The organism is Cyanobacterium sp. IPPAS B-1200 (assembly GCF_001747005.2).
Taxonomy (GTDB): domain Bacteria; phylum Cyanobacteriota; class Cyanobacteriia; order Cyanobacteriales; family Cyanobacteriaceae; genus Cyanobacterium.
Genome location: NZ_CP182908.1, coordinates 17,336 through 42,883, shown reverse-complemented (window position 1 = coordinate 42,883; position 25,548 = coordinate 17,336). Strand labels below are relative to the sequence as shown.

Here is a 25,548-nt window from a genome sequence, read left to right as displayed (position 1 = left end):
CGAAACGTTTCCCCTAAAATTATGGCTACTAAAAAAACTCCCTTAAAAACCAGTTTGAATGACCGTATTGATACTTTATTTGGAGGAGATAGTCAAAATTTACAATCTTCTCAAGAACCCTTCAAGGTAAAAATTGATTTATTAACTCTACCTCAATACCAACCCCGTCAATACTTTGATGAGGAAAGTATATCAAGCCTAGCTCAGAGTATCAAAGCCCATGGTATTCTTGAGCCTTTATTGGTGCGCCCCCTCAAGGACGGCAAATATGAAGTAGTGGCTGGGGGAAGACGTTATCGTGCATCTCAACTTTTATCTTTGACTGAAATACCAGTGATTATTTTGTCATTGAGTGATGATGAGGCGTTAGAAATAGCCATTCTAGAAAATTTGCAAAGGCAAGATCTAAATCCCCTTGAAGAAACTGAAGCAGTATTAAGGTTACTGTCAGCTAGATTAAATCAAGATATACCAAATATTGTGTCTCTGCTCTATCGTTTACGGAATGAAAGTAAGGTTAGTGGAAACGTTTCCCCTAGCTCAGAAAAAGAAATAATTGAATCTATCTTTGAAACGGTGGGTATAAAACCTAACTCTTTTGTAGAAACAAGACTGCCCCTCTTAAAACTACCCTATGATATTTTAATTATTCTTCAACAGGGTAAAATAGCATACACCAAGGCGATCGCCCTTAGTAAGATTAAAGATGAGCAGTTGAGGGAAGAATTAACCCAAGAAGCAATTAAAGATAACTTATCCCTCAGAGAAATCAAGGCAAGGATTAAAGAGTTAACGGAAGAAGAGAAGGAAACTGTTGAGCAAAAAATAGATGTGACCGTAAAGCAGATAAAAAAGAAAAAGTTATGGAAGAATGAACCGAAGAAGTGGAAGAAAGTGGAGCAGTTATTGGAAAAGATTAATATATTATTGGATGAGTAAGCGTAAAGCTAGGGAAGCTGTAATGAGCGTACCAACTCCCTACAACTCAATCATATTAAGAGTTTTAACTTTATATTTACAAAACTTAAGACGACTGCCATCGAGTGCAGGAGTCAAAACCTCCAAAGAGGAAATTCCTTTTGAATCTTGGGAGAGATTACCAAATTTAGCTTTATTAGCTATAGTGACAGCTTCGCTACTTTTCCCTGCTAGAAAATTTCCAATCCTATTTATTCGTCATTAGCATGAGATTACTATTTTTTTTAACAACCTAGATTAAATTAATAGTATGACGAATAAATTTTCAGAAATAATAACAAATCATCTGCCGATAATTAACAATCATGAACAAGCGGTTAACAGTATAGTAGGCTCTATATCATCCTTATTTCCTATGGATGGGTATTTTTAGGTATTGCCATCAAGGGTAATCTATGAATGAAATATTTATTAATCATAGGTTTCAGGCATTTTCACTTAAAAACACAAAACTCTGTTTTTACATTGCAAGTATAAGTATATCTAAAGTATTAACCACTATAGTTCACAAAAGTGTCACTTTAAAAAGATGTTTCTTGAATTCTTATTTACAGCTATTTTCCCTGTTGTTGGATCCATTTTTTCGATACTAGCTCCTTTGATGATCCAAAGTTTTGGAGGGTTGATTCAATTTTCTCTTTCCCGAGTCGGTAAAATTCCCCTCTATATTCAGATTCTTAGCCGAATTTATCAAGACTCAGAAGCGAACTCCCAGATAAAGAAATATGTAACTACTGGCTTATTAATACTTGGTGGCATATTATCTTTTATGGCAAATTCATTTGTGCCTTTTACTGCAATACCAATAATTGGTTTAGCGACTGCACCAGTAGCAACTTTACTATCATTAGTTGTTATTTTGTTAACGATGGACTTGATTGTTGGTGTAGATCAAAACTTTTTTACCAAAATGAAGATGGTATATGGTGAAGAAGTATTAGAAATGCAACAAGATATTTCTACTTTAAAAACAAAAATTGGTCCTAAATGGGATAAACTTCACAGGGAGGTCAAAACTCTTTTTGATAAGGTAGCCCCTCAAATTGATGAATTACAAATACAACTTCAAGAGAAAGGGTTAGATTTAACCATTGAAATAGATAAGTTTTTCAAGAATGAGTTGTCGGATCTCGTTATCTACTTATCAGAAGAACAATCATCTCATGTTGAACTAAAACTGGGTGAGATAGAAAAGATTAAAGAAAGCCTTAATCCTTGGACAAAAGTAGGAGGTTCTGTTTTATTAGGTGCTGGGACTGGTAGCATAGCAGGTTTAGGAACTGCTGGCGTTACCAGTTCTGTTTTTGCACCAGCTAGTCTAGGGAATACCATCTTAACGGCTATTGGCTTTAAAAGTAGTATTTTAGTTAGTGCTTCCGCTTATGCCTTATTGACAACATTAGCCCCCATTGTTGTGGGAATAACTCTTGGGGTAGGAGTTGTTGGGGGTTCTATGGTTGTATTTAAAAAGGGAGAAGAGAAAAAGGCTAGTCAGTTTTTAGCTGATACCATTATCGCTTCTATTCCTATGATGAGGGCTTATGGTCATAGACATCAAACAAAAAAAGATGCTATTTATCAAATGATGAATAATTCTCTTTTACAGAAGGAAGATCGTCAGCGAATTGACGATGCTTTAAACTCCCACGATATGTTTGAAGATCTTGTTAAAGAAGGTATTACAAGTGATCCCAAAAGAGAGAAAAGAGAAATAAAACGTAAATTAATCTTAACTCTAGCGTGGGAAGTGGCAAAAGCCGATGGACATATTCATGATTACGAAATCGAGTTACATAATCGCATGGCAAGAATCATGAACATTCCTCAAGAAGCTGTGAATGAAATCAGAAGACTAATTACCCCAAGACTCTTGCTACTTCCTCCTTCCCCTTCTAAAGAATAAGAATCGTTAATGGACAAATTTAGATTCATTCGGCTCCATGACTTCATGTTATTTAATATTTGTAAAACTTATAAATAATGCAAAAATAGTGATTATGAGTTGATTGCCTATTATTCTCTTAATTTCTATCTAGTATCCCCAAATAATCCACCAAAAAGTTGTAAAATATACCTTCCAATACCATCACCTTCTTCCTCGGTCATTTCACCCTTTTTTATTAATTCATCTAGCTCTTGATTCATAATTTCAAGTCCATCTAAAAAACCTTCGGACTCCATAAGATCCATCATTCTGTTTACAACTTTTTCCTGTCTGGGATTTAGATTTTCCATTTCTTTGTCTTACTAATAACGATACTATTTTATTCTTTATTTATTGATTTTAGATATATATGTTCTATCCGCTTCATGCGCTCTATGGTAAGATTTCTTCTAAATTTCAAAAAACTTTGACAGCACTGTGTGATTTCGCACTTATCTCAAATTTTCGTCATTAGCATGAAATTATTTATTTTCTGGATAACCTATAGTAAATTAATAATATGATTATTAACAAACTCTCAAAAAGAGTAAAGAGAAAATGGATGAGAGAAGTCTGACACTCACATCAAAAAGCTATAATATTTAAGCCCAATTGACTAAAAAAGCAGATTAAAGTAGGTTGACATAAAAATCATTTTTGTATTTCTTGATAAAAATTTAATATTTAGATAAAAAAGTAAAACCTATGAAAAATTTTAGTTGTTACACTAATTCCGCCACAATTTACAAAAGAACAAATAACTCTAAATTAATTACAAAAATCATTAGTTTCTTTTGTGTTTTATTAATGGTTGTTACTTATCAACCAATGGCTGTATTTGCTGAGGAAACTATTAGTAATCAGTCCGAAAAAACAGAGATTTACGCAATAGAAAGTAACGACATCAAAGATCAAACTAACAAGTTTAATATTAATCAGAATAACTACATTGTAAATGAGAATGATGATCAAGTAGGTAAAGTCATAGCTGGAGGTGTTGCTGGAGGTGTTGTCGGAGGTGTGGCATCCATTGCAATGGTGTCGGCGGCAGGAACGGCTGGCTTAAGTGCTGCGGGAATTTCCTCTGGTTTAGCAACTATGGGAGGTTTAATAGGCGGAGGAATGGCAGCTGGATTGGCTGTTTCGGCGGCTTTACCAGTCTTAGCTATGGCTGGAACAGGATTTGCTATTTACGAAGCAGTTAAGTCATTTACACCGAAAAAAGACACTCGACAAAATGATTTAAAGATAGAGCAGAATGTAACTATTTACAATAACAATTAATATGAAGAACAGACAAACGTTTTTCGAGAAAATAAAATATTGCTTACTTACAGTGTTTCTATCATTTATGATTATGGGATTATTGAGTAATAATAGTTATGCTTTAACTATTAATAATGTTACCCAATCTGGTGATATAAATTGTGCTTTTTATTCCTGTGAAACTTTAAATACCGAGCCAGTAACAGAAAATAGAGCAGAAAAAATTAATCCTGAATTAACGAATTCTCAAGACTCTAAAAATATACCCATATTGACTATTCTAGTCGTTGCTTTAGGCGGTTCTTTGGTAGCATTTTGTTTTAATCAAAGAAAAAAATTCTTAAAGGAAAATGCTAATTTACGAATACGACTGGAAAACTTGGAAGAAATAGTTACGAAATAGCAATATCCGGGGTTTTTTGTTATTTCTTAGTAGGCGGAAACATAGGATTCGTACAACAAAGTGCAACTTGATAAAATTTAGTTAAAGTCTAAATTTTGACTCTTATCGCAATATAGAAAAAATGGAAAAGGCATACCATGTAAGTTCGGGAAAAATAATTAGTGCAAGAGAAGCTGACTATAACCAATATTATGGAGTTTTTCGTTGTTCAAGCTGTCAAACTATTGTAACTCTTAGAAAAGGCTACCAAACAACAGATGGAAAACAATATTGTGCGACGTTTGTTCATCAAAATAATAATCTTCACTGTGACTTAAAAACAGACTGGAATCATACTGGAAAATCAGAAAATAGATTTTCGTTTAGTTCCTTTGAAAATATGTCAAAAGGACAAAAAATTTCTATACTGAATCAAAATATTTCAGTAGCTATTTTATATTTTGTATATGGTCATTACAAAGATATAAGAACAGATTATAGCGATGTCTTTCTGAAGGATATAACGATAAAAAATGATAATAAACAATATGAAACAAGTAAGAGTATTTTTTATAGAAAGAGGATATATAAGTCTTCTATGGAACGTCTGTGTTATCCCTTTGCTAAATTTTATTCTTATAAGGAATGTCAGAAAATGTTATTTAAAATATTTGAAGACTTTGTTAAAACTGTAGATAAAAAAACACTATTAAAATTTAAATGTAATGCTGAATTTCCACTTTATAGAGCTATGCTTTATAAAAAAGGTACTCCATTTACTTGTACTGGATTTGATGTGGCATCGTTACAACAGCACGATGCTACATCATTGGACAGATATGCTATTTTTGACGATTTAATATCATTAGAAGATAGCAAAAAACAAGAATATATAAACTTTATGTTAGATAAACATTATCAAGTAACAAAAGATACCATATCACTTATTCCTTATCTTAATTTAAATACTATAAACACAATTATTTCTTATGTGATATTTAGCGACAAATTTTATAAATTATCATTATCTAATCCATATTTTGATAAATTAATTCACATGAATTTTACAGAAATTGATATTACTAAAGAAGAATTATTACAGATTTATCATAGACCCGATGAAATTAAAGATTCTTTTATTTATAATTTTATTTATACTTTGACCATATCTATAGTTGAAACAATGTTTTATGTAGATTGGTATGCTTATTACTTTAATTGGCAAAAAAATAACTAAATTTATTAGTTTACCCATCGCCTCTAAACTCCTGCTTCGCCTCACGCCAATAAAGTAGGGTATAGGGTGCACCTAACCATGGATGTGGTATGTTCACCCTTACCATGGGTTCATTACGGTGATTCCTCGATAGGTAATTAATAGGTAAATCCTCACAGTATCCTGCCTCAATAGCTTGATTATAAAACTCCTCAAATTCCTCCTGCCATGATGGTTTGCTTGGGGTACTGGTTTTCTGTTTGGGTTGCCAATTATTCTTCAAGGCTTTTATGAGGAAGCCCACGGGGTTATTAAGGGTTTTATTCTCCTTGAGTAACTGTCGCAGGTTATTTAACTGCTCTATGGTTGCCCGATTAACTAACTCAGCTAATTTCTCAGGTATGTCTATGCCCAACCCCTTGAGAAATTTACTACGCTCTTGGGTAAGTTTATCCTCGGCAACAAGGTCGTTATTACCATGGGCAGAAAAGTTAACTGATTCCTGAGCGACGGCTTGAGTATCGCCTAAATTTTCACCACTTGAGCTACTTTGCCGATATGAGGGCTTCCCTAGCTTTACCCCTAGTTCTGGATTTAATGGCTGTAATTCTGGAGAATCACCTATCATCCCCGATTGTTCAGTGGTTAATCTTGCTGGTTCTGATTCTAAGGCTTCTGATTCTCCCCCATTAACTTTTCTAGCTTCCCCATCAATGGTTTGATTATCCTCCCATGGAGTAGCTACTTCTAGTTTCTCGGTTACGAAACAGGATTCTACTGATTTTACCCCAACCGCCTTTTGTTTGTTCTTTTTAATTTCTTTTTTTTCGGGAAGACATAAACTAAGCATATAAAACCTTAGTATATACTTTTCTAACAAATCTAAGCTCAAACTCTCTCCCTGTATGGAATTACACACGATTTTTAGTTTTACTTTTTCTCTCCATATTTTCTGATGTTTGTATAGGGTTGATGCTGAACATTTGGCTATGCTACATATTTCTTTTACGAAGGCTGTTATATTTTTATATTCTTTACTTATTACTATTTTTAGGGCTTCTATAATACGGTTGAGGGCATCTCTTGTTTTTATGTTGTTGTTGGTTTTTGGTTTGGGTAAGTCTTTGCTTTTTTTCTCCCATGCCAAGGGATATGTTGTTTCTGCCCATCTGGCTATGTCTTGACTCCGCTGATGGATTTCGTATTGATGCCCACAGTATTCTTCGTATCCTCTCAGGTGGGTTACTGTATGTCTGATGGTGTCTCTTAGTTCTACTCCTCCTAGTTGTCTGCATAGTCTTATTTTTCTCCCTAGGGCGAGTAAAATGTCGTTGGTTTGACCACGCCCTGTGAATCCTTCTGTTATTACTTGGTTTAGTTCTTTTTCTATCTGGGCTAATACTCTGCTTTTTTTGCTTTCTAGGTAGAGGTATCTTTTTAGTTCTTTTATGTCTTGGGCTTTGGCTACATTTTCCCACTGCTCTAGGAAACTATCTAGGGGCTTGGGGTGATCTATTATGGGCTGATATTGACTATCTAGGAGGTAACTACTGCTTTCTGGTTGTAGGGGTAGTCTATGCCTTTGGTACAGTTTCCATTGGTTTTTGTCTTGGCTATAGTTGTCTTTCTTTTTGTTGGGGAAGATTTCTAGTGTGCCATTCTTCACTGTCCACCCATTATCTTCTAAGTACTGGGTTATTTTTGTTCCTATCTTGTAACTTTTTAGTTTATGGCTAAATGGATAGTATATATGTATTCCTCCACTCTGGCTGGATTGAATTTTGATGTTTTCTTTTAGTCCTATTTTGTATAGGGTTAGTTCTAGTAGTGGGATGCCGTTGGGGTCGTTTTTGGGGTGGTAGGGGGAGTTTTTATCGATGTCTAGCATCAAATACTTTGTGTGTTTATCAAACCCTACTCCTATCAATTTTGTCGGGTCTTCATAAATCTTAATGAGGGTGGGGTCACTTATACGGGTTTTGACGGTTTTCCATGAACCATGCTCTTTGATGATCCAATTCCAGCGGTAGGGGAAGATTTGAGTTAGTTTTTCTTGGTTTTGGTTTTGCATTGTTTCTCTCCTTCCCTTGGAGAGTCACCGAAGAAGTCCTTTACCCCTTGAGCCAATGCACCTTGTAGCCCGTTGTTGACGGTGGCTATTTTGGTGGTTTTGTTGTTTAGATTGAACATTTTTGGCTCTTGTTTAAGGTGTATCTTTTCAAACCTTTACCAAACGTGTTAACATCGAATTGCACTACGGTGTTGTTTCGTTGTTGGTTGAGGTTCAAAACTCGGACTCTTCGGAACAACACTCCAAAGAATTTTCAAACGATAAATTTATTATATTTTATAGAAGGATACCACATAAAGCAGGTATCTTTTTTTTTAATTAACGAAGATTTACAAAAAGAAAACAGGTAAGACAGAACAGGGCATTTTGTTATACTAATATGGTTGAGAAATAGTAACCTCAATATCTTTAATAAGAAGATAAAGATGGTATTCATCAATGGGAGATGATTCAAACCCATATTGGTGATAAAAGTTTTTAGCCTTCTCATCTTTGGCATGAACTAAAACGGCCCTGACTCCTAAATTATCGGTAATCGTTAAAATCCTTAATAAAGCATCTTTTAGTAATCCTTTACCTAATTCTTTCCCCTGCATTGATAGATCCACCGCTAACCTCGCCAGAATAATTACGGGTATAGGATACTGACCCAAACCCTTTTTAATGCGTGGAGGTACAGCAGAATGTTCTACACTACCCGCAACTAAGCTATAGTAACCCACTACTTTCTCTTTATCACTTGTTTCCATTACCGCCACAAAAGTTGTAACGCTCTTATTTTTGATATTTTGGAGGGCATAATTTTGTAAAAAGCTATTAAGAGCATTTACCCCACAATCAAAACTCTCGGTATCATGGGCTTTAGTTAGTAAAATTGGAGCGGATAATTTATGCTTCATCAAAAATACTTTTTTCGGTGAGCAGTTTTTTCAAAACAGGAATTGATTTAGGAGAAGCGGATAATGCTTCACAAAATTGCTCCCATTCTTGATCATCCAAGGAAAACATTGTTTGTTCCGTCAAGACTTCGAGCGCCGCTTCATAGGATTTTTCCAAGATAAAGTTAGTCATTGTGGTTTGTTGAACTTCCGCCGCCCTTGTAATCAAGTCTTTCTGACGATCCGTTAAACGTAGTTGTAATCTTTTATTCTTTATGGATGTCATTGCTTTTGTTTTATTCGCTGCTGTACACACATTGTACATTGTTTTGACAAAGATAAGTGAAAAATTACTGAACCCCTTACATGGCAAAGCATCGATTGACAATACGAGAAATGGTTATTGGACATTATATCTTGATGAATTTCTGCCCTACTTAGGTTATAAAAGATTCAAACTTGGTATGAGAGGATGGAAATAGCAATATATTCCCACCCAAACCGTACATTGATTTTGAACAAGGGTTAACCATGAAAATAGTCAATTTGACCAATTTGCTGCCGCCAAAACAACCATCAACAACAATTTAAAGGCAAAACAGCAGAGCTACGTCTTAGGTAATGTTTAGGAAACCAATGTACGTCGGCTGTACACGAATGTACTTAATGGCTAACCGAGTAGCCAAGGATTTAATCTAATCCTAATAGTTTTCTACTAGCGGAGCTAAATTCTATGTTAATGATAGTTTGATTGTTAATGGTTGCCACTTCATCCTCGGTTTGGGTAATTTGCTTTATTGCTTCCTGACGCTCTATTTGTAGGGCGTTAACATCAAACACTTGAATATGTAGTTTTCCTGAGCCATCCTGATGAGATAGGTTATCCCTTAATAAGTCATAGTCGATGTCTGAGGGGATAAGGGTAACGGTTTTACTACGTTTCTTTTCGTTGATGAGGTCATCGTATAATCCTACTTTAGAGGTTAGGTACTCCATTTGGCTTAACCTTTGGGAAATTCCTGTGATTTGGTTTTGGGAGAAGATAGCTTCTTTGAGTTTAAAAAAGTCTGCTTCAATGTCTAAGCAATCTTGTAATTGCTGACGGTAAACATTTACCATGGCTTGGATTTCATCGGCTACCCTTGGGGTTAGGTTGGCAAGGCTAACATCCACGGCGGTAATGGCTCTAACTTGCTCATCTTCATGGTAGTAGCGAAGGCGCTCGAATACTGCTCTCATGGTTTTACGCTCTCCTTTAAACTTACTGAGCAGTTTATTGGCTTTGTTAAGGGTTATTTGCATGGTTGATTATTATTGATTTTATTGGTGTGATGGGAAGGGAAATATGATGGGCTACTGTGGTGACTGAAAATTATTTAATTTATCTCCTATGTAACTATCAGCAAGAGGTGGCAAAAATATGCACATTATTTCAACGGGAAGTATCACAAAGAGAGTTAACGACATTGGACTTATTATTAGCACTTACTGTTACACAGCTTTTTAAAGGTAATTTTGACCAACTATTTTGTTCAAGTATCATTTCAATTAACTCCTTACTCTTACAAGAATTCGGTCGAATAATAGTTTGTGTTTTGATACCATAACGAGAATCTAAACAAGTATATTTTTCTTCATAACTAAACAAATCACTTTTAAGACATTTAAGAACATCATTGACCGTTTTATATTGATTGAATATATCTTCATAAAGGTAAATAACTATTTCATTTTTATCTGTCTCAATATAACCAATTTGATTTCTTTCCTGATCATCTAAAACAATTTTTTCAATTTCTAAAAATTCTAAAATTTTAGTAACAACAGACCGATGCTCAAGGGTTGATATAACCAAATGATTAACATATCCCCATTGACTATCATAAATGTCAAGCATTTCGTATGGGTTAGGAATGAAAATATCTGGGTAATAACCCTCTTTAGATAGCTCCTCCATATTAAAAAAAGATCTAACTTCTGCTAGTTGTTCTGTGGTTTTGGCAATTATATGAAACTCTCCAAGAGTTTGGGTAGGACATAAATTATGGTCATCAAGATAATCCAAATGATAAAAAAGCATAAAAATTGATGGCTAAAAATTACATAGATAAAAACATTGGACAATTGAATTTTCTGCTTAATAATGAAACAAATTAAGATTCTTTTTAGATAAATCTTTAAAGTTCATAACTAAACTATTTTTCGAGGGAACCAAAATAATGCTGTATACATATATATCAGTTATGATTTTAAAAAATATGCAAGTTTAACCGACTAAAAATAAAAAAAGTTTACAACCTGATGGATAAACTCTCCCTCTAGTTTCAAAATGTCATCCGCCACACGAATTACTTCGATATTGGGCATGGCTTGGGGACGCACATCATTAACGATCTCAATGGCTTCGGAAACATCATCGGTTAAGTAGGTAAGAATGGTTAGGGCGATCGCACTAGAGCGACTAATCCCTTCATGACAGTGAATTAATAAAGTACCATCCTCCCCATACTTATCACGGAAATTATCAGCAAAATCTAATACCTCATATAGTATATCTTTACTAATTAATTCCTGTCCTAGTTCGACATTTTCCGCCCACACATCATCAAACTCTAATTCCAAAACATTATGACGATTTTCTTCCTTTTTCTGGTCAATGGATTGGGGGGCATAAATACGCCATGCAGGATTCATGATTGAGATTATCCCATCCACATTATCAATGTAGTCATTTACTTCAGGCACACCGCAAATAATTAAATCTAGCATCTAGTTTCTGGTTTATGGGGTACACTATCTTGGGCTGAGGTAACAAGAGACTGATACAACAATTGCCTTGAATCATCATGGGCAATGAAAACAGCCCAGTCAGCAAATAAGGTTATAAATCGAAGAAAATAACTATATTTGGTAGCTAATTGATTGATTAAAGTAAGGGAAAGACGCTCGGTAAGACAAGAAGATACTTTGAATACTGGTAGTTTTTCTGAGATGGATAATTCTCTCGCCACCCACATTATGTTTAAATCTTCTATCAAATCATCTTGAGATAAAATATAGTTTCTATGCCAAATATCCATTTTACCAATATTTCTAATCTGTTCATGGGTAGTATAACCCCGAACTCTCAGCCAATTATCTCTCAAATTAACCTCAACGGATAAATAGTAATCAGCATCCCAACCTACAATATCAACCCATTCGGCAGGAACAATAAAATCATCTGAATTGTAATCATCGGTGGGAATCAATACAATTTTAGTGGTACCAATCATAATGGTTGTACCGTTAACAAATTCCCAAATACTATTGAGTTTAAATAGGGTAGATGGATGAATAATCGGCTTTTGTTCTAATTCTTCCTCCTCCAACCAACGGAGCATAGTATGAGCTGATAAATCATTCAAGTAACTTCTAAAACGAGCTAAATCATAGGAATGTTCTGCTGTTCGTTGCCAATATTTTTGCTTTTCTTCCTCGGAAAACTCTAACCATAATTGGTTAGGATATAAGTCGATTAATGTTTCTATTTTGTTAATATTTTGCATAATATAAAATACTTCAATGTTTGTTGTGCATGATATGTATTTCCCCCTAAAATAACCTCTCCGTGAAGGAGAGAAAAGAACTTATTATTTTGATGATTTTCAATGGGGATAATATCATAGGTAAAATGCTAATTTTGTTGATACTAAGGAGTTATCCCTAGTATCATTTTAAGTCTAAGTTGATAAAGTTAATCGGTCGTATGGGGCTTGGTATAGCCACCTTTCAATCAAACTATTTATTTGCTTATTACCATGGTCTAATTTAATATTGTTTTGATGGTTTAGATGGTTAATTAGGCTGGATATGAGAAAGTTTTTAATGTTGGTTAGTTTAGTATTGACTTCCTCTGGGGATAAGTTAAAGCGAGTGGCTAACTCATTTATTTCCAATCCCACTTGCTTCTCATTAACTAAATGGTAATCACCTCCATATCTTAGTTTTATCAATTGTTTACTCTGGTTATTTAACTTACTAAATAAATTCTCTAATTCCAGATAAATAGGCTTTTGATAATAGTGTGTTAACCAATCTTCGATAAATGTTTTTACCGACTCTAGTTCAGGGGAACTAAGTTGTTTAACTTTGTCTTTTAATTCATCGCTTATCTCCTGTTTATTTTCTAATCTCTGCTTGATTTCTAGGACGAATGATTTGAGTAGTTTGGCTGTAATTCTGCCTTTTTGCCTCGATATTTGAAATTGTTTACGATGGAGTAATTCAGCAATCGTGCTTTGATTTAATCCCAAACCATAGTTAAAATCAAGCAATTTAGCACTATCTTGGTCATTCTTTTTTAACCCTTTAACAACGTTCCACAAAACCTCATTTATTTCTGATTTATCGAATAAATCAAATAAAGTTTCTGGTTCTTTTTCATTTATTTTTTGCTCTTCTTTATACTTTTGGTAAAGCTCTGAATCGAAAAAAGATAGTAGTTCGCTATCATTCTCTTGGGAGGTAATGGTAGAGTTATAAGCATAAGCAGAAGGACGTTTTAATTTTTCTTGCTCTGATAATGCTCGATAACAATTATTCATTATTTGCATAAACAATTGTGGTGAAATATTTTGATAATATTGATCTTTTAATAATTCAGGGTAACTTTTCAAGGTAGCTTCATAAATAAGGATGATTTTTTCTATTTGCTGCTGATTAGGGGGGGTAAGTTTAGTACCTTTATAAGCATTTGCATTATCGGAATAAACTTTTTTAAAGCATTCCCAAAGCAGTAAATGACTTGTGATTAATTCTTCTGGATAACCTTGATGTTCTAATGATACTTTGAGGTTAGTTTTTGTGGTATTTTTTAACTGTCCCCATTGGCTATATTTACTAATACCAAATTCTTTATAAAGCCCGTCACGAATTACATTCTTTAGCCATCTCTTACTATAGGTTTTTATATGGGAGAGTTGAGGATTGAATTTACTAAATTCTCTAAATAGCTTTTTGGCATTAGTGGTGGCATCCCTAAGAATAGTGAAGGCTTTTAGGTACTTTTCTGAGGAGGATAGATTATGAAGACTAATGGTCTTTTCCTCGAAAAATTCTCTAATTGCCCAGTAGGAAATAGATTCAAGATAAGCTGTTAGATGTTGCTTTGCTAGGGTATCAGTTTCTATTCTTTTTAACCAGTAAATAAAACATTGATTTTCGTCTAAGGTTTTTAAGTTTATAGTCTGTTGGTAAAAGTTTTTTGTCAACTTGAAGTCACTTTTCCAACGGAGAACTACGTTATTTTGCTTTTCTTCTATGTAAATAAATTGGGAAAATTTTGCACCAAGATTTGAGCGACGAGGAAGAGGAAATATGGTCATACCTATTGTTAGAATAATACTGAAATATTGATTAAATTGCCGTCTATTAAATAACTAACTAAACTTCAACTACTAGCTAGGTACTTTTTCCCATCAACTATTGATTTAAACATTCCCTTCTGGGTTGCCTTCTGACGATAACTACCGAAGAATGAGTTAACTGTGCAACGACATTAAGATTTACCAATGACTTAACCTCTATTTTTGCTGTTAGTTAACTATCAGGAGAGCTTTTTTGTTTTATGCACTTTTTTATTCGTTTCTTCAAAAATTCTTTTGTAACTAACCTAAGTTCGGGATAAGCTGAAAATATTATTTTTTTCTAAGCTAAAAACTCTGGAGCTTCGTACAAATAACAATAATATAGCTTTAACTCGAATTGAGGTTAAATATATATTTTTTGAACGGTTTTCTGATAAAAATGGCTATATAAACACGAATAGCTCTCCCAACAAATAAAGTTTGTTTAATTAGTGCCTTTGTTTTAAAGTGAACTGCAAACTTATCTAACGTAAAGTAACTAACTACCCTGTTGGGTAGCTATTTCGAGAACCAATGAAGGTCTGATTAATTAAAAACTGTAGTTACTTTTAACGAATTGTTCACAATTTTCAACAATCGGGGGCAAAATATCCATCCCATAAAGTTTTTTACGATGATAGACGAATTCTACACAAGAAAGAATGTAATCAGGATATTGCAAGACTAAACCATAACTGAGATCTTCTGGCACTGATGGATAAATTTTATGCCAACGAAAGTCATCGATAGTAAGCCATGCGACAATGCACAAGAATAGATTACATTTATTAGCATCACTAATAACGAGGAGAGATGGTTCATGAATCACTTCCTCTCGTCTAGGGTGAGGCACTTTAGCGTGAAAAGGTCGATTATTGACAATTCTATTAGGGTTATAGTTATTCTCTGCAAAAATCATCGAGCACTGAAAAAGATAGAAATAGCGAATGAGAGTATCGGAGTGTTTGGGAAGACAATGAATATCCTCGGGACTCTTGGGAAACTTCTGAACAGAAGTAAAATTCAACGGGGGGAGAAATTGTTCGACGGTATTATTCAGAATATGAGCTTTAAAATTAGATCTAAGTTGAGAAACACAAGAATTAATCAAAAAACTTCCTCCGATGGATAAACAAGAATAAAGAAGACGATGATAGTCGCTCTTTCTCTATTTTTTAGAGCTTTCATTAATTCTAATGATTTTTCTACAAAAAAAGCAGAGTCTAATGCTAACGTCGAAAATAGATTTGTCAGTATTAAATTCCTACTATTATCTTTTATTTGATGCTGAGAGTTTTGAAAAAAACAAAAATTTCGTCATTAGCATCCAACGAATGGTTGTCGCAACAAAATGGGGTAAAGTAGTAATGTGACCAAAAAACAGGTCATAATTGAATAAATCACTTGCGGGATAAGTTATTGATTTCCATTGTTGATACTGCGATGGTGTATTCCAAGGTTAGCTTTATTACAGTGTAGTTTCATTGTAAATTCATATATTTTATATATATGAGTAAGGTAGAATACATCCCCAAGTGATTTTTTCTTTTTATTAATTAAGGGGCAAATATGACAATTAATTTTCCTCAAGGGCAACTAATTTCACCCCCATGGGATAAGAAGAGCCTATTATTATTAAATCGCTCACCTGAGGAGTTAAAAAATGACTTTTATCAGTTAAAAACCCCTTTAGATGTGGCTAAACTATTAAATATTCCTCATAAAAGGTTAGTTTATCATCTTTACTTGGTTGACTCTCAAAGACGTTATAAAACTTTTACTATTCCGAAAAAATCTGGGGGGCAAAGACAAATATCAACCCCCATTACGGCATTAAAAATCATTCAACAAAAACTTAATCAGGTTTTACAAGCAGTTTATCAGGTTAAGCCTTCGGTGCATGGTTTTGTGCAGGATAAGAATATTGTCACCAATGCTAAAGCCCATGCGAAAAAACGTTATGTTTTAAATTTAGATTTAGAGAATTTTTTCCCCTCTGTCAATTTTGGGCGAGTTAGGGGGATGTTTATGGCAATTCCTTATCATTTACCCCCTGATGTTGCAACAATATTAGCTCAAATTTGTTGCCAAAATAATGAGTTACCTCAAGGTGCGCCGACTTCTCCCATTGTTACTAATATGATTTGTGGGAAAATGGATAGTCAGTTACAACGTTTAGCAAAGGATTGTAAGGCGACTTATACTCGTTATGCTGATGATATAACTTTTTCTACTACTCTCAAAAATTTCTCCACAGATTTGGCTTATGTTGTGAATGAGGGTGAGGCTGAAAAAGTGGTACTAGGCGATCTGCTCTCAGGTATCATTAGAGAAAATGGGTTTAATGTCAATGAAAAGAAAACCCGTTTACAAACTAAAGGTAATCATCAAGAGGTAACGGGTTTAACTACTAATCAGTTTCCTAATGTGGATAGACGTTATGTGCGTCAAGTAAGGGCGATGCTTCATGCTTGGGCTAAGTTTGGTTTGGAGGCGGCACAGAAGGAGTTTGAAGAAAAATATAATCACAAGGCGAGATTTTCGGGGAAACAAATCCCTCATTTTCAGGATGTATTAAAGGGTAAGGTAGAGTTTATTGGTATGGTTAAGGGCAAGGATGATCTTATTTATCAAAAATATATTAATGAGTATAAGCAATTACTTAATCTTAACTTTCCTAAAAATATTTAAGTTTTTTATATTATGGACAACGAATTAACTCGAAAAATACAGCAATTAGAAGAAAAAACTAAAAAGCTCGAAAATTATATTAAGGTATTCCATTTTGAAGATTACCAACGAGTTAATGGTCATATGGAAAAACTTAATTATTTATCACTAGATTATATTAAGAAAAATTCCGATTTAAAAGAACAGCTAATTTTTTATTATCGTATGATGATTCGGGCTAGAGTAAAAAATGATTTTTTGGAATATTGCCGGTTTTCTGTATTGCAAATAGAGTTAATCGTAGGTGACTTTTTAGAAGAATTAGAGGAAAGGAAAGAAATACAAATAGATAGAGGAGATTATGACAGAATTGAACAAATTAATGGCAACAAAGCACCACATTTAATAAACAAAGTTGTATTTTGCCTTCAGTTTTTAGAATGTCAAAATAAAGAAACACTTAAAGAAGTTTTTGATAATATCATAAAACTAAGAAATATTATCAGCCATGCTGATTCAGATTATCCTAATATAAAACAGCGTATAAAAAATAAATAATTATTATCTAAGTCTTATTTTAATTATGACAATTTCTATTTATTATCCTAGTTTTTTAATGCCCGCATCAAGTGATATTAATCAAGTGGTAAAAGATCTAATCAAATTATTGAAAGATAATAGTTATAATCCTATTTCTTTTGATATTAATTTATGGAACGCTCATGATAAAAATAACAAACCATATATTTCACAAAAAATTTATTTTGAGTTAGAAGACTTAAACTCAGAAGAAGATAGTATCAACTTTCTAAAAAGTACTAAATTATATAAAGAAAACAGGAGAAATATTAACGCTCAATTTGAACAAAAAATGCTAATTACAAACATAAACAAACAAGTAATTACCGCAAAAGAATTAATAAATGATCTAGAACAAATTAGTTTTAATAAAGCCCGATATGATATTAATAAAAAAAACGATATGATTTACGTAACTATTTCCGAAAAAAGTTGTATTAATACCTTATTGGATGAAATAGCTAAAATCAGCAAAGATAGTAATACTGAAATTCAATCAAAACTGGTTGCAAAAGATAAGTACAAAGTTCAGAATTTTTTAGAGAGTAATTCAATAGTTGAAGAAGACAATTTTTCTCAAAAATCTAGTCAAAAGACAGTTGAAGATTTTTATAATGAACAAAATTATGAAGAAATCAATACACTCCTAAACACTTTTATCAATGATGTTTGCGTCTATTTAAGTAAAAACATTACAAATAGCCAAAAAGAATCACCAGAAAAAATTAATAAATCAATACAATCTAAAAATAATTTAGAATATGGAAAAATAAATGAAAATAAAGAAGACTTAAATACAAAATTAAAAAACGATTATCCAAATACTTTGGATATTCCCCCTATGAAAAAAACAACTATTTTTCCGATGGAACTCTTCTCAGATACTCCTGAAATCACTCCAAACGAAATAGGCGATAGTAGCGAACTATTTGATTCAAATAGAATTGACAATCAAGAAAATTCCAAAGAAAGTAATTAGAAATAAACATTTAAAATGATTTCTCACATTTTTATAGGTTGCCCTAGTAGCGGAAAATCAACTCTTGCCAATTACATTATTAACCAAAACTCTAATTATCAAATAGTCTCTACCGATAAAATTCGAGAACAACTTTTTGAAGATGAAAATATACAAGGAGATTGGCAGTTAATTGAAGCAGAAATATTTAAACAAATTGACTATTTTATTCAATTAGGAAAACCAATTATTTATGATGCCACTAATGCTAAAAGATGGTGGCGAATTTCTTTGTTGAAAAGGTTGGCAAAATATGAAAATGTTAACTGGATTGGTTGGTATTTAAAAACTCCTTTAAATGTTTGTTTAGAATGGAATCAAAAGCGAGAACGCCAAGTACCAGATGATGTTATAAGTAATTTATATCAATCCCTAAGAAATTTTCCTCCCCTTTCTGCGGAGGGTTTTTTAGCTGTTTATGACATACCTTTTAAAGAGGATAAATTAGATGTAAATGAGTTTAATGATAAACTCTCAAAATTAAATCGAGTTCAAGTTAATCGCACTAATCGCACCGCCAATAGTAAAGTACAATTTCATCCTTACTCAAGATTAATAGACTTTGACCGTCTTTTCCACCTCCTCAGCCTCATAATTAAATATCCCAATCTTGGCAACCTTTCAGAATCTAATCCTGAATTAATCAAAGAAATCTTTGGAGATGAGATTCAATTTGACTGTGAAATAGACGAAATCTGTGGCTTTTTAATTAAATATTATGACAAAATTTATGCTCAACCAGAAGCCATTAAAGAAGACTTAATCTGGCTAGAAACAATGGGCATTATTAATCAAAAAAATTATGAACCATTACCAGATATTGAAATAGTAAATATTGACTGTTTAGTAACTCATCCTTACTCAGATATTGAACCATTTACTAGACTTATAAAAACTATTCATTTTATTATCCATCATCCTTTAATTTGGAACAAACAAAATGGATGTTTGCAAAGTTTAGTTCAAGCCATGCAACAGGAAAAAGTAATTAATATTAATTGCGGTGATAGTATTCGTAAAGATATAGAGAAAGTATTAAAACCTTTTAGTATATTGCCAGATTTTACTGTGAAAAAAGGCTATTTTATCGGCACAGGAATTTTATCTGAAACTGAGTTAATTAAGGTATTTCATTTGTTAGAAGCCCAAGCTAATAGTTTATCAGATCCTGTTGCCTTATCGGTCTATGATACTTTTAAAAATCGTCTAGGAGATGCTAGAATTGCTCATCCTGAAAGTTACCCCGTCAGGGCAATTTATAATAAAAATATTGTTGATTTAAACAATTTACCTAATTCTTCTTTAGCTAGGAAAATTGACGAAGTTGAAAATGCAATTTCTTCTGGAGAATTATTAGAGTTAAATCGCTGTTTGGGTAGTGCTGAATTTAATCAAAATAACTCTGAGGATATTATTCAAAATAAGCAAAGTTATTTTTTAGCTTACCCGTTGCAAATAGTTTTTCATAACATTGGCTGGTATTTAGGTTATGAATGTGTCGATGGAGTAAATAAAGGTTTATTTAGGTTTGAAAGATTAGACAGGCTATTTTTAGGCAACAAAAAACATAAATCAAGGGTAATAAAACAACAGGTAAATGCTCTAAATAAACTACAACAACTATATCAAGCTAGTGGGGGAATTTTTCTCGGTAATAATGTTAAATGGCAAAGGGAATATCTCGACAAAAAACAAAGAAGTACGGCTGAAACAACTATAGAATTATGGTTTAATGATTATATTTTTAAGTTTATTAGTGAAGGTACTAATCGCTTTTCTATTAAACAGATGAAAATGTCACCTCGTCTTCATAAAAGTAATGAGACAAGAGCACCTTTTAATCTTAAAAAAACAGGTGATAATAATTTTCCTAATCGTTTTGAAGTAAAATTACCATTATGGTCATTAGATGATATTGATTTATTACGATGGATTGTTGGTTTTGGAGGACAAGTTAAGGTAATTAATCCTCCTGAATTAATTGAAAAAGTTAAACAAATGGGAGAAGATATTTACCTATTATATTGAACTTTAAATGCCGAAAAAATTAGCAAAAACTAAACTACTAAAATTTTAGCTGATATGCTTGGTGGCAAAGTTACCCCAGTATAATTTTATTATCCTCATTCGCATTTATCATTGAATTATTAAATTAATATGGAGGTATGATAAATATAATCATTGAAACTTGACAATAAAATTAATGACGACAAATTCCGAACAAAATGATAATATAATTTTTCAAGAACTTCTTAAACATTGGGGATTATCAGAACCTATAGTTATTGGACAATATAAAGCTATTCAAAATAAACCCTTTGGTTTTTTCAACGATGTTCAGGACTTAGCAGGAAATAAATTAAATTATCCGAATGAATCAAAAAATGTCAGTGCCTTCATTTACACAAATGATCTAAAAGATAAAAGTTATTATCAATTTAGTATTTGTTTAGCTTCTAAGAAAAAAAGAGATGAGAAAAATAATCAATTCTTAGTTCAAGCTGATTCTGAAGAAGAAATAAAAGAAGTCGAGCCACCGATAAAAACAGAATCTATATTAACTACTCCTCCAAAAAAACCTCTGAGATCGACAAGACCTTTAATTATCGAACCTCAAATTATCAATCAACAAACATCTGAATATACTCCTAAAGAATGGATACAAAAGTTGTTTAATGATCATGGAAAAACAGCAGATGATGCCGAGATGCTATCTAAAATGTCAGATCTTCTCAGTGAGGATTTATATACGGAAACTGAACGTTTTATTTTTGAACTTTTACAGAATGCAGATGATTTTCCAAATGAATCAGGAAAAGTCGAAATACACTTTGTTATTCTAAATAAACATTTATTGATTTTGCACAATGGAAAATCTTTTTCTCAAGAAGAAGTTAAAGCTATTTCAAAAATGGGTGATAGTACCAAAGATAAAAACTCTACTACTACTGGTTATAAAGGAATCGGTTTTAAATCTGTCTTTACTGATTCCAATTGTGTTTACATTTTTTCTAACAATTATTGCTTTAGATATGACGAAAATTACCATGAGCATCCAGAATTAATTCCTTGGAAAATGAAACCAATTTGGACTGAAAAAAGTGATTTACCTTTAGAAATTCAAGGATATTCAGATTTTTTTCAATATCCTGTAGCAATCGCCCTTAAAGTAGCAGAAAAAAAAATTAGTGAATACAAAATTAAAATTAAAGAATTATTCGATGAACCGAGATTTATGTTATTTCTTCGTCATGTTAATTCGATAAAAGTTTCAGGATTAAATCAAGGTCTAACAATTAGTCTTAGTTTGAATAAGAATAATTATAAAAATACGATTTTCTTTAATGGAAAACAAAAGAATGAATGGTTAGTCAAAGATGTTGAATTTAATGTTTCTGATGATGTAAAACAAAACATCAAGGATGACAAAGAAGTTCCAGAAAAGCTCAAAAAAGCAACAATAACTAAATTAACTTTTGGCTCTAAAATTCAAGAAACTAGAATAGTTAAACTATCTTCAGAAGAGTCTGTTTTATTTACTTATTTACCAACAAATGTTAAAGATTTTGAATTTCCTTTTGTTGTCAATGCTGATTTTCTAACTACTGCTAATCGTCAAGATTTACATAGAGATAATGACTGGAATGCTTTTATATTTGAGCAAATTGGTTATTATTTATTCGAGTTTTTACAGTGGATAGTTATTAATCAACCGAATTATAGAAATTATATTACTTCTCTGATTAAATATAAATTTGTTCATCCAACAAAACTTGAACAAGCATTTAATAGAGGTTTGGAAAAAGGTTTAGAAGAAATAGCATTTATTCCCTCCGAAGAAAGTAACAGATTATTAAAAGTCTCTGAAGCAATATTTGATGAAACGGGAATAACAACTATTGTTGAAACTGAAATTATTAAGTCTATTTTAAATATTAAGAAAGAGTTTATTAGTAATTCTTTAGAAAATCCAATAAAACTCGAAAAAATTGGCGTTCAAGTTTTTGATATTGATGACTTAATTAAATGCTTACAATCACAAGATTTACTTTTATCTAATTATTATGAAATTATTAAGTTTCTACATAAAAAAGGATATGAAAAAGAAATAAAAGAAGCGGAAGTACCAATATTTTTGGATGAGCATGAGAATTTTATAGCATCTACAGCAGATGATCCAGTATATTTTCAACCATCTTTAGAAGATAGAAACTTATTAACCTTTGATAGTTTTAGTTTTCTTCACCCAGTATATACAGATATTTTTCAAAAAGATTCAGAAATTCAAGAATGTTTTAAAGCATTAGGAGTCAAAGAATTTAAACCAGTGCAAATGATTAAAGAAAGAATTAGAAAAGGAAAATATAAACCAGAACAAAATACTTTTAATGATCATGTTAATCATATTCGTTTCATATATAAATATCGAAATCAACTAACTCCTAACGAATATCAAAAGTTAAGTCAATTACATATTTTATATAAACAAGAGGACAAATATTATCCTTCTGCTGTTTCAAGTTCATATTTATCAGATTATTATAAGCCAAATAATCCTTTAGAATCTGTTGCTGATGAGTTGGGATTAAATAATCTAAAATTCATTGTTTCTAATTACTGTGAGAATGAAAACGAAATTGATGATTGGCGAGAGTTTTTCTTAAAAATAGGCATTATTAAACCTAATGCTATTAATTTTATTAGTGATAGAGTTATTCCCTTAATTGAAAATAACGAAATTAATCAGAAAAATAGTATTACAATTACAAGGTTTATTTTTAGTGTTTTGGGTTCTCCTTTAATCACTGATAATAACCTAAAATCTAAGCTAAAAAACTTACCTTTATTGACAACTAATGGCTTGAAAAAAGCTGAAGAATGTTATTTATCAGATTTTTATAGCTTTAATGCAGAAAATACCAGTTTTCTTCAAGATATTAAAGTAGAAAATATTGTCAGTGAAGAATATTATCAACCATATCAATCAACAGATGAATGGCGACAGTTTTTTCTTAATATCGGCGTTAAAGAATTAAATAAAACTGAGTTAATTAAACAAAAAAATAAAATAATTAATGAAAATTCAGACTTGGTTAATAGTCAAAATACTATTCAATTAGTTAGAGAAATATTTAAACATCGAAATGAACTAACCCAAGATGATTTTGATAATCTTAGAAAATTAAATTTACTATTAAAAAATGATAAAATTGCACCTGCACAAGAATGTTATTTATCCAATGAATATCAACCTAGACAGAATTTAGAAGATTTATTTTCTACTACTGACTTTGATAAAATTGTTAGTTCAAAATATATCATCAATCAAGAAAATAGTAAGGAATGGAAAGATTTTTTCTTAAAAATTGGTGTGTATGAAGAAATAAATATTAAATTTATATTGCGTCAAAATTTAATTTTTCCTTTTGCTTATATTCAATTTATTAATAAATCAGGGATTATTCAGCAAAATCAAATTTATAGTGCTGAGAACATTTTGTCCATAGATTGTTTTTCTGAATATTGTAGTAATTATACTTTTTCCATTAAGATATGGTCATACTTTTCCGACAATTGGAATAGATTAAATTTAGACGTTAATTCAACTATTTGGATTAATAATCAGCAATATAATGTGTTTTCTTTCTTTAAGTTTACTGCTACCCAATACAATACAATTCCTTGTAATGATTTCAAATGTCGTAAACCAGCAGAGGTTTATTCATATTTTCTCAAATCTCATCTTCAAGATTGCAATTTACCTATTTGCAGTATTAATTTTCCGACTCATATAGAGGAATTTTTAAGCATTAAAAGAAATTTAGACATAAAGGCTTGTTTACAATTATTAGAGAAAATAAGTAATAATAAATCTTCAGAAAAGATTATTAAGGAAGTTAGTTTTGTTTACGAACAATTAATTAAAAATATTGAGAAAGGATTAAATGATCATGATAAAAATTTAATAAGAGAATGGATTGCTAGTGGAAAATTATTAGCTTGTGATGAAAACTTTTATCCTGTTAGTGATTTATATTATTTAGCTAATGATGTTAATCTTCCTTATAAACGCAACCCAAATTTAGTTTATATTCCAGATAATTTAGAACAATTTGAAGATGTACTATCTACTTTTGAAATAAATAAAATAACTTGGAATGAAATCAAAGTATATTATGATGCAGAAAAAAATCAGTGTCAGATATTACCACAATTAATAAAACAACGAGCTTATTATTTAAGTGTTTATTTAGCTAATTCAACAAATAATCAATTGGTAGATTCTCAGCATAACAATATTATTGAAGCCTTAGAAACACTAAACATTCAAAATCCTGAAAAACTTTACTATTGTTTTGAAAAAATTGGTTATGAAGAAAATATGTATAATTTTTATGCAAAAAGTAGTAATACTATCTTTTATGTTGGTATATGGAAGACCAGAAAAAACGCCAAAATAGGGGAATATTTAATTGATGCTTTAGAAATTGATCAGAAAAAAATTACTCCAGAAAAATTATTGGATTTTTTAGAAGATCCTCTTAATGAAATAGTAGAAGAATTGAGAAAAAATGGTTTTGATCTACCACAGATAAAAGAAACTGAAGAAGAAAATGTATTTGAAAATTCATATGATAACTTAATAAGCAGTCATATTAATTATGATGATGGCACCGGAGAAAATCCTGAACAATGGGGAGAATGGGGAGAAAATATTGCTAGAAATTTATATGAAAAACAGGGTTATACAGTAACAAAAAAATCCGACGGAACAGGTTATGATTTTCTCTGTCAAAAAGATAATCATGAAGTTTATTCTGAAGTAAAAACTATCTCAAGCCAAAGCGAAACTATCAGGATTACGACTAATGAATGGAGAGTAATGTGTCAACCACAAAATCAAGAAAAATATGAATTATTGATAATTGTTCATAGCGGTAAATCTGTAGAACAAATTATTCGTATTAAATCAGCATGGATAACTTTACAAGAAATAATTTCTCAACTCAATGAATATAAATTGACTTCTGAAATTTATAAAGGAAATGTAGAAATGTTAATGGGTTTTCAACGTAATTCTAGAAATTCTGCTAATGATATTATTTTTAACTACTCAAGAATATCGGAGGAGGGTTGTAAACTGACTAACAATATTCGGAGGAGGGTTGTAAACTGACT

The 25,548-nt window shown here is 31.7% G+C and carries 22 protein-coding genes; 11 read left to right on the top strand and 11 right to left on the bottom strand.

Going from position 1 to position 25,548, the window contains the following annotated elements:
- Positions 1–21 precede the first annotated feature (21 nt).
- From A5482_RS16075 to A5482_RS16065, 3 genes are all read left to right on the top strand, one after another.
- Positions 22–939, top strand: a complete 918-nt coding sequence (locus A5482_RS16075) for a ParB/RepB/Spo0J family partition protein (RefSeq protein WP_069789389.1) — start codon at positions 22–24, stop codon at positions 937–939.
- Entirely contained in the window at positions 932–1,183 is a 252-nt protein-coding gene (locus A5482_RS16070) for a hypothetical protein (RefSeq protein WP_069789390.1), read from the top strand. Before A5482_RS16075 ends, A5482_RS16070 begins: the two co-directional genes overlap by 8 nt.
- Positions 1,184–1,507: 324 nt before the next feature.
- Entirely contained in the window at positions 1,508–2,881 is a 1,374-nt protein-coding gene (locus A5482_RS16065) for a TerB family tellurite resistance protein (protein ID WP_069789391.1), read from the top strand.
- A gap of 125 nt (positions 2,882–3,006) precedes the next feature.
- On the opposite strand, the gene A5482_RS16060 is transcribed toward A5482_RS16065, so the two are convergent.
- Complete coding sequence (locus A5482_RS16060) at positions 3,007–3,213, bottom strand: hypothetical protein (RefSeq protein ID WP_069789392.1); 207 nt, start codon at positions 3,211–3,213, stop codon at positions 3,007–3,009.
- Positions 3,214–3,607: 394 nt separating this feature from the next.
- Between A5482_RS16060 and A5482_RS16055 the strand changes: the two genes are divergently transcribed.
- The 3 genes from A5482_RS16055 to A5482_RS16045 all read left to right on the top strand — a co-directional run bounded on the left by A5482_RS16055 (position 3,608) and on the right by A5482_RS16045 (position 5,787).
- Entirely contained in the window at positions 3,608–4,186 is a 579-nt protein-coding gene (locus A5482_RS16055) for a hypothetical protein (protein ID WP_069789393.1), read from the top strand.
- Position 4,187: 1 nt separating this feature from the next.
- Positions 4,188–4,571, top strand: coding sequence for a hypothetical protein (locus A5482_RS16050; protein WP_141712636.1), 384 nt, complete (start codon positions 4,188–4,190; stop codon positions 4,569–4,571).
- Between the two features lie 121 nt (positions 4,572–4,692).
- Entirely contained in the window at positions 4,693–5,787 is a 1,095-nt protein-coding gene (locus tag A5482_RS16045; RefSeq protein ID WP_069789395.1) for a hypothetical protein, read from the top strand.
- A gap of 10 nt (positions 5,788–5,797) precedes the next feature.
- Here A5482_RS16045 and A5482_RS16040 read toward each other — a convergent pair whose 3' ends face one another.
- The 10 genes from A5482_RS16040 to A5482_RS15995 form a co-directional block, all read right to left on the bottom strand.
- A complete protein-coding gene (locus A5482_RS16040; protein WP_446684878.1) occupies positions 5,798–7,837 on the bottom strand; it encodes a hypothetical protein in 2,040 nt (679 codons plus the stop codon).
- Complete coding sequence (locus A5482_RS16035; protein WP_161486817.1) at positions 7,810–7,956, bottom strand: hypothetical protein; 147 nt, start codon at positions 7,954–7,956, stop codon at positions 7,810–7,812. Before A5482_RS16035 ends, A5482_RS16040 begins: the two co-directional genes overlap by 28 nt.
- A 255-nt stretch (positions 7,957–8,211) precedes the next feature.
- Positions 8,212–8,736, bottom strand: a complete 525-nt coding sequence (locus A5482_RS16030) for a GNAT family N-acetyltransferase (protein WP_069789398.1) — start codon at positions 8,734–8,736, stop codon at positions 8,212–8,214.
- The gene (locus A5482_RS16025; RefSeq protein ID WP_069789399.1) at positions 8,726–9,001 is read right to left on the bottom strand and encodes a type II toxin-antitoxin system TacA family antitoxin; all 276 of its coding nucleotides are present in this window, start codon (positions 8,999–9,001) and stop codon (positions 8,726–8,728) included. The genes A5482_RS16030 and A5482_RS16025 overlap by 11 nt, the downstream gene beginning before the upstream one ends.
- 404 nt (positions 9,002–9,405) lie before the next feature.
- Positions 9,406–10,017, bottom strand: a complete 612-nt coding sequence (locus A5482_RS16020) for a hypothetical protein (protein WP_069789401.1) — start codon at positions 10,015–10,017, stop codon at positions 9,406–9,408.
- A gap of 130 nt (positions 10,018–10,147) precedes the next feature.
- The gene (locus A5482_RS16015) at positions 10,148–10,795 is read right to left on the bottom strand and encodes a hypothetical protein (protein WP_069789402.1); all 648 of its coding nucleotides are present in this window, start codon (positions 10,793–10,795) and stop codon (positions 10,148–10,150) included.
- Between the two features lie 194 nt (positions 10,796–10,989).
- Positions 10,990–11,484, bottom strand: a complete 495-nt coding sequence (locus tag A5482_RS16010; protein WP_069789403.1) for a dual specificity protein phosphatase family protein — start codon at positions 11,482–11,484, stop codon at positions 10,990–10,992.
- A complete protein-coding gene (locus A5482_RS16005; protein WP_069789404.1) occupies positions 11,478–12,263 on the bottom strand; it encodes a DUF1822 family protein in 786 nt (261 codons plus the stop codon). Before A5482_RS16005 ends, A5482_RS16010 begins: the two co-directional genes overlap by 7 nt.
- Before the next feature lie 174 nt (positions 12,264–12,437).
- Positions 12,438–14,081: a hypothetical protein gene (locus A5482_RS16000; protein ID WP_069789405.1), complete on the bottom strand. Its 1,644-nt coding sequence runs from the start codon at positions 14,079–14,081 to the stop codon at positions 12,438–12,440.
- Between the two features lie 571 nt (positions 14,082–14,652).
- Positions 14,653–15,021 (bottom strand): hypothetical protein, encoded by a 369-nt coding sequence (locus tag A5482_RS15995; protein ID WP_141712637.1) that lies wholly within the window; start codon positions 15,019–15,021, stop codon positions 14,653–14,655.
- 650 nt (positions 15,022–15,671) lie between these two features.
- Between A5482_RS15995 and A5482_RS15990 the strand changes: the two genes are divergently transcribed.
- The 5 genes from A5482_RS15990 (at position 15,672) to A5482_RS15970 (ending at position 25,546) form a co-directional block, all read left to right on the top strand.
- Complete coding sequence (locus A5482_RS15990; RefSeq protein ID WP_069789407.1) at positions 15,672–16,793, top strand: reverse transcriptase domain-containing protein; 1,122 nt, start codon at positions 15,672–15,674, stop codon at positions 16,791–16,793.
- A gap of 12 nt (positions 16,794–16,805) precedes the next feature.
- Positions 16,806–17,330 (top strand): hypothetical protein, encoded by a 525-nt coding sequence (locus A5482_RS15985; protein ID WP_069789408.1) that lies wholly within the window; start codon positions 16,806–16,808, stop codon positions 17,328–17,330.
- Positions 17,331–17,355: 25 nt separating this feature from the next.
- Complete coding sequence (locus A5482_RS15980) at positions 17,356–18,330, top strand: hypothetical protein (RefSeq protein WP_069789409.1); 975 nt, start codon at positions 17,356–17,358, stop codon at positions 18,328–18,330.
- Positions 18,331–18,345: 15 nt separating this feature from the next.
- Positions 18,346–20,397: an AAA family ATPase gene (locus A5482_RS15975; protein WP_069789410.1), complete on the top strand. Its 2,052-nt coding sequence runs from the start codon at positions 18,346–18,348 to the stop codon at positions 20,395–20,397.
- 175 nt (positions 20,398–20,572) lie between these two features.
- Positions 20,573–25,546, top strand: coding sequence for a DUF3883 domain-containing protein (locus tag A5482_RS15970; RefSeq protein WP_069789411.1), 4,974 nt, complete (start codon positions 20,573–20,575; stop codon positions 25,544–25,546).
- Positions 25,547–25,548 lie beyond the last annotated feature (2 nt).